Origin of the sequence: Chryseobacterium sp. MMO-72, from assembly GCF_037146035.1 — a bacterium.
Lineage (GTDB): Bacteria > Bacteroidota > Bacteroidia > Flavobacteriales > Weeksellaceae > Chryseobacterium > Chryseobacterium indicum.
This window is the reverse complement of record NZ_JBBCWG010000004.1, coordinates 355,865-366,374: the sequence shown is the minus strand read 5'-3', so window position 1 is coordinate 366,374 and position 10,510 is coordinate 355,865. Positions and strand designations below refer to the sequence as shown.

Here is a 10,510-nt window from a genome sequence, read left to right as displayed (position 1 = left end):
CAACCCCTTTTTTTTTTATTTCGGGGGCCCCCGCCCCGCCCCCGCGCCGAAAAAAACGAAAAGAGCTCAGACATGCCGCTCAATCGCGGCTAGAATAGTAGTCATAACAAAAACTAAATCGGCTTCAGAGTACAACTTATCAGTTACAACTCAGGCTAAACTTCCAGCTTTTTTTCCACTTCATTCGGATGATCCAGACAATATTGAAGCTGATCTTTATCCAGTTGCTTTTCCCAATTGGCAACCACTACCGTTGCAACAGAATTTCCGATTACGTTGGTTAAAGCACGGCATTCACTCATAAACTTATCGATTCCCAAAATCAGCGTCATTCCTGCAATCGGAATTTCAGGAACAACCGCCAGTGTTGCCGCTAAAGTCACAAATCCCGCTCCCGTAACTCCGGCTGCACCTTTAGAACTCAGCATGGCAACCAAAAGAAGAACAATCTGTTTCTCAATCGGAAGATGGATGTTCAGAGCCTGGGCAATAAAAAGCGAAGCCAGCGTCATATAAATATTGGTTCCGTCAAGATTAAAAGAATATCCCGTAGGAACCACTAAACCGACAATAGCTCTTGAGCATCCTGCCTTTTCAAGCTTTTCCATTATTCCGGGAAGTGCAGATTCTGAAGAACTCGTTCCTAAGACCAGTAAAAGTTCCTCTTTGAGGTAATAGATCAGTTTAAAAATATTAAAACCGTTGTATCTTGCTACTGCTCCCAAAACCAAAACCACAAATAATGCAGAAGTTATATAAAAGGTTCCCACCAAAAAAATCAGGTTCAAAACCGAATGAAGCCCGTATTTTCCGATGGTAAAAGCCATGGCTCCAAAAGCTCCGATCGGCGCCAGTTTCATCAGCATATGCACAATTTTGAAAACGGGAGTGGAAAGATCCTGTAAAAAATCCGTTACTTTCTGGCTCTTTTCTTTCGTTAAAACCAAAGCTACTCCCATTAAAATAGCAACAAGAAGAACCTGCAGAATATTATCTCCAACCAGCGGACTGAACAGCGTTTCCGGAATAATATTCATGATGAAACCCGTCAAGGTTGTTTCATGAGCTTTCTGCTGATATTGTGAAACATCGCCCGAAAGGGTAGAAGGATTAATATTCAGACCGTGACCCGGCTGTAAGATATTTCCTACCACCAAACCGATAATCAATGCCAATGTTGAAAACGTAAGGAAATAGATCATCGCTTTAACCGCAATTCTGCCTACTTTCTTCAGGTCAGTCATATGTGCGATTCCCAAGGTAAGAGTAATGAAAATCACCGGAGCAATAATCATTTTCACGAGTTTGATGAATCCGTCACCCAAAGGTTTCATCTTTTCACCAAGTTCCGGATAGAATCTTCCCAGAAGAATTCCTGCAACAATCGCAATAATAACCTGAAAATAAAGCTGGTGGTAAATCTTTTTTGCTTTCACAAGAATATGGATTTTAAAAACCGAAAATTAGTGAAATTTGCTTTAAATAACGACAAATGTCATGAATAGTTTCGGGGGGGGCGGAGCCCCCGCCCGAAACCAAATAATTTTAAATCTTTCTCTAATTTTTGATGAAGAAAGAATCTTAAACAGATGTCTCAAAAGCCAGATTATTTCACTCTTGCCATTCTGATAAATAAAAACACTTGATAATCAATTAGTTAACGTATTTTTAAGTCAACTTTTTTTAAATTAACTACAAAAACGTCAATTATTCCACTGCTACAGAATCGTCACCACGACCATCCGCAACCGCATGAATATTCCCGTTGTCATCAATCAGGATGATTTCTGTTCTTCCGATCTGGTTCCATTTTTCAGATTTGTATCCTAATTTTTCCAGATCTTTAATCGTCGTTTCAGGAAAATTCTTTTCAAAAGCAACAGTTTCAGGAAGCCATTGATGATGAAATTTCGGTGCATTTACAGAAATATTTGCATTCTGCTTAAAATCGATTACATCAACGATAGCCTGATAAACAGAAGTCGGAATAGTAGTTCCTCCCGGAGTTCCTACTACCATATAAGGTTTTCCGTTTTTCAGAACAATGGTTGGTGTCATCGAAGAAAGCATCCTTTTATTCGGCTGAATAGAATTGGCTTCTCCGCCCACTGCGCCAAACATATTTGGGACACCCGGTTTTATGGAAAAATCGTCCATTTCATTATTTAAGAAAAATCCCGCTCCCGAAACAACAACTTTACTACCGTATAAACCATTTAAAGTCGTGGTAACAGCTGCCGCGTTTCCGTCCTTATCAATAACGGAAATATGAGTCGTTTCTGTAGATTCTTTCGGCTGTTTGGTTATTTTTCCAACTTCAGCACTCGGAGTTGCCTTGCTAAAACTGAAACTTTTCCAGCGGTTTTTCAGGTATTCGTCAGAAATCAGATAAGAAGTTTTATCCTGAATAAAATCGGGATCGCCCATATATTCCGCTCTGTCTGCATACGCTCTTCTTTCGGCTTCCACCATCACCTGAACAGCCTGTGTAGAATTTTGCTGATATTTTTCCAGATTTTCGTAAGCCGCCATTTTCAGCATTTGTGCAAGAAGAAGTCCGCCGCTCGAAGGCAAAGGCATAGAAACAATCTGATTTCCTTTGTAATCAAATTCAAGTGCTTTTCTTTCGGCAACTTTATAATTTTTAAGATCTTCCGAACTAATGATTCCGTTTCCTTTTTTCATCTCAGAAACCAGAAGTTCCGCTGTTTTTCCTTCATAAAAGCCTTTCAAACCCTGTTTTTGAATCAACTTTAACGTTTCAGCCAGATCTTTTTGAACTAGAAGGTCTCCGGCTTTCCATGGAATGTCTTTTACAAATACAATTGAAGACTGATTGTGCTTCTGGAAATGCTGCTTATTGTTATTCAGTAAATTCGCTTCCTGTTCAGTAATCGCAAATCCTTTTTCAGCAAGATCAATGGCAGGCTGAATTAATTTGTCCATCGGAAGTTTACAGTATTTCAAAGTAGCAAAAAAACCTGCCACACTTCCCGGAATTCCGACAGCTAATCTTCCATTTTGGGAAAGATCCGTATTGGCTTTACCGTTTTTATCGACGTACATATCGCGGCTTGCTTTTTTAGGCGCAGTCTCACGATAATCGAGCGTAAATTTTTCACCATTACTTTTTACACCAACCAAAAATCCGCCTCCGCCGATATTTCCTGCCTGCGGATATACAACGGCAAGTGCATATTGTGTGGCAACAATAGCATCATAGGCATTTCCTCCCGATTTAAGAATTTTTGCTCCGGCTTCACTTGCCAGTGGATGTGCAGAAACAACCACACCTTTGTTTTTAACTTTTACCTCCTTCACAATAGTAATATCTGTGTATTGTGCTGAAATAGTGGAAGAAATTAAAATAAGTGAAAGGATAATCTTTTTCATTTGCAAAATTTATATTCGAATTTACGATTTTGTTTTAAGATAGGGTGTAAAATATTTACTTTTGCTTCGATCAACAAATAAAAGTTAAAAATGAAATCCCACACGGAAAGAATACTTATTACAGGTGCTTTAGGGCAAATTGGTACCGAGCTTACGAACAGACTTGTTGAAATCCACGGAGCTGAAAATGTTGTGGCTTCGGGACTCGACAGATGGCAAAAGGGAATTACTGCGGCGGGTCATTACGAAAGGATGGACGTTACGAATACACAATTGGTTAGACAGGTGATCAAAGATTACGATATCACTACCGTTTATCATTTGGCTTCATTATTGTCGGGTACATCAGAAAAGCAGCCCATTTTCGCATGGAAGCTAAATCTGGAACCTCTGCTTCATTTTTGTGAAATGGCAAAAGAAGGACTTATCCAAAAGATTTTCTGGCCGAGTTCTATCGCTGTTTTCGGGAAGGGAATTCCGAAAGAAAATGTAGAGCAGGATGTGGTTCTAAATCCTACAACGGTTTACGGAATTTCTAAAATGGCAGGTGAAAAATGGTGCGAATATTATTTTGACAAATATGGAGTGGATGCAAGAAGCATCCGTTATCCGGGATTGATTTCATGGAAAACGCCTGCAGGTGGAGGAACAACAGACTACGCTGTTGAGATTTTTTATGAAGCCATTGAAGAAGGAAAATACACAAGTTTTATTTCCGAGAATACAGGAATGCCGATGTTGTATATGGATGATGCCATCAATGCAACTCTGAAATTAATGGATGCTCCGAAAGAAAATCTTACCGTTAGATCTTCATATAATTTGGGCGGAATGTCTTTCACTCCAAAAGAACTGGCGGAAGAAATTAAGAAAGAAATTCCGGAATTTGAGATCGATTATAAACCGGATTTCAGACAGGCGATCGCAGATTCCTGGCCAGCTTCAATTGATGATTCCGTAGCGAAAAAAGACTGGGGATTAAGCTATGATTTCGGAATTTCTGAGATGACTAAAGACATGATTAAGAACTTAAAAGTAAAACTGAATAAAAATTAATTTACTTCAAGTTTTAATTTAAATAGAAATTATTTTAACATCTGATTTTTAATTTATTATAAAAATTATCTAAAATTTAGTTTAAATGATATTGTTCACATTTAACATTCTGAATATTGAAGCTGACTGCAAAAAACAGCAGTCTGTTTCCGATGAAGAAAGACTGAAAATTTCAGAAGATAATACAAAAGCAATACTTAGAATTTTAGACATTCATGATGTTAAAGCAAGTTTTTTTGTAGAGATTTCGATCGCTCAAAAACTTCAGAATTTAATAAAAGCAATTTCATTCCAAGGGCATGAAATTGCTTTTTATAATAAAAACTCTACCCTTCCGGAAATTGAAAATGCTAAAAAATTTACTCAGGAATTTTTAGAAAAACAGATTCGCGGAATTCGTCAGAAAGACAATAAACTTCCACAGCAGGATTTGAAACTGCTGGAATTTAATTACGTTTCAAATATAGATAATGCCAACATTCTTTTTCCTTTTAAACGTCTGAAAAGAGATACGCAAATTAACGAGGAAGACGGATTGAGTATTGTTCCGGAAAGTATTTCTCCTTACAGTCAGCTTCCGTATAACGATTTTGTATTTCAGATGCTTCCGATGGAATATTACCAGAGTATGGTTTTTGAAACCCTGAAAAAGGATGATTTCGTTCTGATCTATCTTAATTCATGGCAGTTTACAGATTTTCAGAAATATCCGTTTGATATTCCCTTTTACAGAAGGCTGAATTCAGGCAAAAAAATGGAGGACAAATTAGATGCCCTCCTCAGTTGGATCAACGAGAAAGAAATGGCTACTTCCCGTATGAAAGATTATATTTTTTAATTATGAAAAAAACTTTGGAATTCCCCAAAACGATAAGATTTTTAAATGAAGATGAGATTCCCAACAATCCTTCAATCTTAAAAAGATGGGAAGAGAGTAAAACTGCAAATATTGTTCAGGGATATACTTTTAAGCTTAAAGAAAATAATTCTGAGCATGAATCGATAGGATTTGATTTTTTTGCTGAAATAAATATTGATAATTCTAACCTCTGGAATTTAATTGTTGCTCTTTCAAAAACATTACCCGAAGTTGCGGCTGTTCTATTTGGGCATATTGATTTTGACTTAAATTATGGCAATTATGAGGAAAAAGACAGTATTTTAAAATTTATTAATCAATATAAAAAAGAACTCACTCAGGATGCTTTTATAAATTTTGGGCTAATCTATAATGATGATGAAAGTTTAGTTGAAATATTTATTGATGAAAGTAAATATATAAAATATTGGGGAGTAGATGAAGAATTGTTTCGGGAAATTATGAATGACTTTAAATTAGAAGAAATCGAAAATCTTGAATTCATAGATGAATATCCTAAGGTTCGTGAAGCTTTAACAAGATTTGATGAGAATGCGATTGATTCAAATTTACTTATCGAAAAACTGAGTGAAAAATATCTTTGAATCAAACGCAATAAGTGTTTGTGATTTAAGCAAGTTCAAAAAGCGTAATTTCTGGTAAAACGCCGACTCTTCCGGGATATCCCAGAACTCCGAAACCTCTGTTTACATACAGCATTTTTCCTTCGCTTTCGTATAGATCTGCCCATTTCGGATATTTATACTGAACAGGAGACCATTTTACGTTTTTCAGATCCAAACCAAACTGCATTCCGTGGGTATGTCCTGAAAGCGTTAAATGAACATTTGCAGGATGTTTTTTCACAACATAATCAAAATGGGTAGGATCGTGGCTCATTAAGATTTTAACGGCAGATTCAGGAACTCCTTTTAAGGCATCATCTAATCTTCCAAACTGTGGAAAAGGTTTCAATCCCCAGTTTTCAACCCCTAAAATGTATAGCTGTTCACCGTTTTTTTCGATGATTCTGTGTTCGTTTCGAAGCATATCAAAACCGGCTTGTCTTTCGTAATCAATTAAGGTATCAAGATTTTTCTTTTTGGCTTCCGGAGAATCCCAGCTTACATAATCTGCGTAATCATGATTTCCAAGAACGGCAAATTTTCCGTCTTTCGCTTTAATTTTTGAAAATAATGGGATGAATGGTTTGAATTCTTCAGCAACATTATTCACCATATCTCCGGTAAAAAGAACCAGATCAGGATTCTGTTCGTTAATTAAGTCAATCGCATGCTTAAGTTTACCCGGATCTGCAAAACTTCCACTGTGAACATCGGAAATCTGTACGATTTTATACCCTTTAAAACTTTTGGGAAGATTCGCAAAATTCATTCTTACTCTTCTTACTTTATGGCGGTATTTTCCAAAGGTAATTCCATCGATAAAAAGAGCTGAAAGAACGCCTCCCAAACCTAATCCCATAATGCTTAAAAACTTTCGTCTTTCAGGGAAAAAGTTCTCCGATGGTCTTGTAAGTCCGATAAGATAGCTTCCGGTTCTGAAAATATCATCGATTAATAGAAACAAAACGATGAAAACTTTGGGCAGAATAAAAATCAGGAACAGGGAGATCATAATCTGCGCGCGCATCATGCTTCGGTCTGCTCTGCTGAAGTGGGAAACTTCGTAAGCGAAAAAGCCGTAAACCGCTAAAGAAATAATGCAATAGCCTATTTTGATCCAGTTATTGTCTGTTAAAGTTCTGATTGCCTGGTAAATGTAAATTTCCAGAAAAATAAAAACTGCCGCAATGATAAAAAAGTTTCTTTGCATAACTAAGTGTAAAAAAAGCACAAAGAATTAATTTCCCTGTGCTTTTTTATATTTTAAATTAAATGTTGTTAAGGAAATCTGTAAACAATAGCATTGATGTTCATTCCGGCTCCTACCGAAGTCATTACAATGTTACCTTTTTCTTTAAACGATTGACCCTCCATTTTTCCTTTAATTATTAAATCAAACATCGTAGGAATGGTTGCAACAGAAGAATTTCCGAAATCCTGAATCGTCATTGGAGAGATAGAATGGTCATACTCTTTCACATTATAAAGCTTGTGAAGTCTTTCGATCATCGCATAATCCATTTTTGCATTTGCCTGATGGATTAAGATTTTGTTGATATCTTCAATAGACAGACCTGCGTCTTCAATGGTTTCTTTTATTGCAGCAGGAACGTTTTTCAATGCGTATTCGTAGATTTTTCTACCCTGCATTCTTACAAATATACGGGTCTGGTCAGAATCTTTGTTGATGGATGGTCCGTTGGCAAGATAATCCAGTTCCACACCGTTATCGCAGATTGTATTGTGAGCAATAATTCCTACATTTTCCTGATCTGTAGCCTGAACCACAACAGCACCTGCTCCGTCTGCAAAGATCATTCTGTTTCTGTCGTGCGGATCTGTTACTCTGCTTAATGTCTCAGCTCCGATTACCAAAATGGTTTTAGCTACTTTAGCTTTAATTAGGTTGTCCGCCAAAATCATCGCTTCCACCCATCCCGGACACCCAAAAAGCATATCGTAAGTAACACATTTTCTGTTTTTAATGCCTAACTTGTTTTTCACTCTCGCTGCCATCGTCGGCATGAAATCTGCGTATCCGTTTACAGTAACTTCCCCGAAATTACTTGCGTAAATGATATAATCCAGTTCCTCCTGATCTATTTTTGCATCTGCAATAGCAATTTTTGCAGCTTCGTAACCGATTTTTGAGTTGGAAAGATCATCTTCTATGAATCTTCTGTTTTCTATCTCTGTAATTTCTACAAATTTTGAGATCGTTTCCTCAGCAGGTTTGTCAATCTTTACCCCGTCTTCTGAATAAAACTCTGAATCTAGAAAAAAGTCTCTTCCTATAATTCTGCTGGGAAGATAAGATCCAGAACCAATAATGATCGTATTCGGCATTCGTTTATATGATTTTTTTTAAAGATGCAAAGTTAATAATTAATATTAATAACAGAGAATTAAAAATATTACTAAATTTGCAAAAATTGTACTTTACAATCCTATGAAAAACAATCCTTCTTTAAAAGGCTTACTTATTGCAGTTGTGGCGTTTATCGTAGCCTTTGGGATTTATTTCCTTTTTTTAGCCAAAAAAAATTACTACGTAGTGGATAATCCTACGCCGGATACGTTTTACTACAAAATCAATAACGGTTCCGAAGGTATAATTGCAGGCGGACAGACGGTTCCCGTAGATCTTAATCAGGGAAAAAATTCTATAAAAGTTTTCGACCGGAATAAAAAATTATTATTCGATTCTGCTTTTGAGGTAAAAAAAATCAGAGGTCTTATCAATATCGCTCATCAGGATTATTATATCAATGATCAGTATTACGGATATAATCTTAAAAAAGATTCATTACTTTTGGCATTAGATAAAACCATCATAGACGGAAAACCGTATTTTGGAGGCGCAAGACGTTTCAGTAAGCTGTTTACCGATGATTTTTATTATAACGTAGACGAAGATTACGATAAAATTATCAAAAATATCCAGAAGGTAGAATCGAGATCGAAGATCTTCAGAAAACAGGATTACCTTAATTATTATAACGAATATTACAAGTTTTAAGTTTTGACAAAAGATATTACCAAAATTACGCCTTACAATACCGACGCTACTAAAAAGAGTCAGGTAGAAGATATGTTCGACAATATTGCACCGAAGTATGATCTTCTGAATCGGGTTTTATCCATGAAAATCGATGTGATGTGGAGAAATACGCTGGTGAAATGGATGAAAAAAGATAATCCGCAGGAAGTGCTGGATGTGGCTACAGGAACGGGTGATCTGGCGATTGCTGTGGAAAAAGGAACCGGCTCTAAAGTAATTGGGTTAGATTTATCGCAACAAATGTTAAATGTTGGCGTTATTAAAATAAAAAAACTTAAATTAGACGGCAAAATTTCCATGCAAAAAGGAGATGCGGAGAAGTTACTGTATGAAGATAACAGATTCGATGCGGTTTCCGTTGCATTCGGAGTTAGGAATTTTGAAAACCTTACCAAAGGTTTGGCAGAATTAAGAAGAGTAGTTAAAGATAACAAGAGTGTTTATATACTGGAGTTTTCAAAGGTTGAAGGGTTTATGGGACCGCTGTATATGTTTTACTTTAAAAACATTTTACCTGCAATCGGCAGACTGGTTTCCAAAGATAACAGGGCGTATACATACCTTCCGGATTCTGTAAATGCTTTTCCTTACGGGGAAAAGATGAGACAAATTCTTTTAGATACAGGATTTAAAAAAGTTGAATATAAAAAACTAAGTTTAGGTATAGCCACAATTTATAAAGCAACAAAGTAACCTATGAATAAATTTTTATTAAGAGCACTGGTTTTAGCCTCAGTAAATGTTGCAGTTTTAGCAAACGCGCAATTCAGAACCCGAAACAGAATGGATAAGTTGGAAGACTTTGACGAACAGAAATTCAGTTGGGGTTTTTATCTAAGTGGTAACAGACTAGACTACCGTATTGTTCTCAATCCAAGATATGGGATGAACAACAATCAGAATCTTGTTACATCTAAAGAAAGCTACAGTTTCGGTGCAGGTTTAATTGCAAAGTGGAGACTGAATGACTTTTTGGATGTAAGATTGGAACCGGGGTTACAATTTGGGCAGAGACAACTTACTTTCAATACGCAGAGCAACGACCAGTATGCTGCGGGTACTTTGACGAACGATCCTTTTATTCCGATGAAATTAACGGATAAAGACAAAACAAGAGATATTAAAACTACCCTTATAGATGTTCCGGTATTACTGGAATTCCACGGCAACAGATGGTACAATTCCAGACCTTACGTTGCAACCGGGGTAAACTATATCGTAAACCTTCAGTCTAATGCAACTTCTACAGACGATAATATGCAGCAGGTTTTCAGATCTACTACGCATAACTTTGCTTGGTCTGCAGAAATGGGGATACAGTTTTACTTCAATAAATTTAAACTGACTCCTGCCGTAAGAGGAACTTTCATTATGAACAATGAAATTGTGGCAGATAATGCAACAACACCTCCTTACTGGACGTCTGCAATGTCTACTTTACACACAAGAGCAATCTTTTTTGTACTGAAATTTGAATAAAAATTTACTATAAAATAGAGAAAGGAGATGCATTTT

General features: G+C 36.6%; 10 protein-coding genes. 6 read left to right on the top strand and 4 right to left on the bottom strand.

The window, feature by feature from the left end; translation table 11 throughout:
• Positions 1-155: 155 nt before the first annotated feature.
• Positions 156-1,436 carry a dicarboxylate/amino acid:cation symporter gene (locus WFH39_RS08670; RefSeq protein WP_336689595.1) on the bottom strand — a complete coding sequence of 427 codons (1,281 nt, stop codon included), beginning with the start codon at positions 1,434-1,436 and terminating at the stop codon, positions 156-158.
• Between the two features lie 271 nt (positions 1,437-1,707).
• Positions 1,708-3,393: a gamma-glutamyltransferase gene (ggt, locus tag WFH39_RS08665; RefSeq protein WP_336689594.1), complete on the bottom strand. Its 1,686-nt coding sequence runs from the start codon at positions 3,391-3,393 to the stop codon at positions 1,708-1,710.
• 90 nt (positions 3,394-3,483) lie between these two features.
• Here ggt and WFH39_RS08660 point away from each other — a divergent pair, with 90 nt between their 5' ends.
• The 3 genes from WFH39_RS08660 (at position 3,484) to WFH39_RS08650 (ending at position 5,913) form a co-directional block, all read left to right on the top strand.
• Entirely contained in the window at positions 3,484-4,449 is a 966-nt protein-coding gene (locus WFH39_RS08660) for an NAD-dependent epimerase/dehydratase family protein (RefSeq protein WP_336689593.1), read from the top strand.
• A gap of 85 nt (positions 4,450-4,534) precedes the next feature.
• On the top strand, positions 4,535-5,287 hold the full coding sequence (locus tag WFH39_RS08655; RefSeq protein WP_336689592.1) for a polysaccharide deacetylase family protein: 753 nt from the start codon (positions 4,535-4,537) through the stop codon (positions 5,285-5,287).
• Positions 5,288-5,289: 2 nt separating this feature from the next.
• On the top strand, positions 5,290-5,913 hold the full coding sequence (locus WFH39_RS08650) for a hypothetical protein (RefSeq protein ID WP_336689591.1): 624 nt from the start codon (positions 5,290-5,292) through the stop codon (positions 5,911-5,913).
• Positions 5,914-5,938: 25 nt separating this feature from the next.
• Here WFH39_RS08650 and WFH39_RS08645 read toward each other — a convergent pair whose 3' ends face one another.
• The gene (locus WFH39_RS08645) at positions 5,939-7,144 is read right to left on the bottom strand and encodes a metallophosphoesterase (RefSeq protein WP_336689590.1); all 1,206 of its coding nucleotides are present in this window, start codon (positions 7,142-7,144) and stop codon (positions 5,939-5,941) included.
• A gap of 68 nt (positions 7,145-7,212) precedes the next feature.
• Positions 7,213-8,280: a 3-oxoacyl-ACP synthase III family protein gene (locus WFH39_RS08640; protein ID WP_336689589.1), complete on the bottom strand. Its 1,068-nt coding sequence runs from the start codon at positions 8,278-8,280 to the stop codon at positions 7,213-7,215.
• A 103-nt stretch (positions 8,281-8,383) separates the two neighbouring features.
• Between WFH39_RS08640 and WFH39_RS08635 the strand changes: the two genes are divergently transcribed.
• Genes WFH39_RS08635 through porT form a run of 3 tightly spaced genes read left to right on the top strand, consistent with a single transcriptional unit; the run spans position 8,384 to position 10,474 of the window.
• Positions 8,384-8,953, top strand: coding sequence for a hypothetical protein (locus WFH39_RS08635; RefSeq protein WP_214589238.1), 570 nt, complete (start codon positions 8,384-8,386; stop codon positions 8,951-8,953).
• Between the two features lie 3 nt (positions 8,954-8,956).
• The gene (ubiE, locus tag WFH39_RS08630; protein ID WP_076393308.1) at positions 8,957-9,688 is read left to right on the top strand and encodes a bifunctional demethylmenaquinone methyltransferase/2-methoxy-6-polyprenyl-1,4-benzoquinol methylase UbiE; all 732 of its coding nucleotides are present in this window, start codon (positions 8,957-8,959) and stop codon (positions 9,686-9,688) included.
• 3 nt (positions 9,689-9,691) lie between these two features.
• Positions 9,692-10,474: a type IX secretion/gliding motility protein PorT/SprT gene (porT, locus tag WFH39_RS08625; RefSeq protein WP_336689588.1), complete on the top strand. Its 783-nt coding sequence runs from the start codon at positions 9,692-9,694 to the stop codon at positions 10,472-10,474.
• The last annotated feature ends 36 nt before the right edge of the window (positions 10,475-10,510 follow it).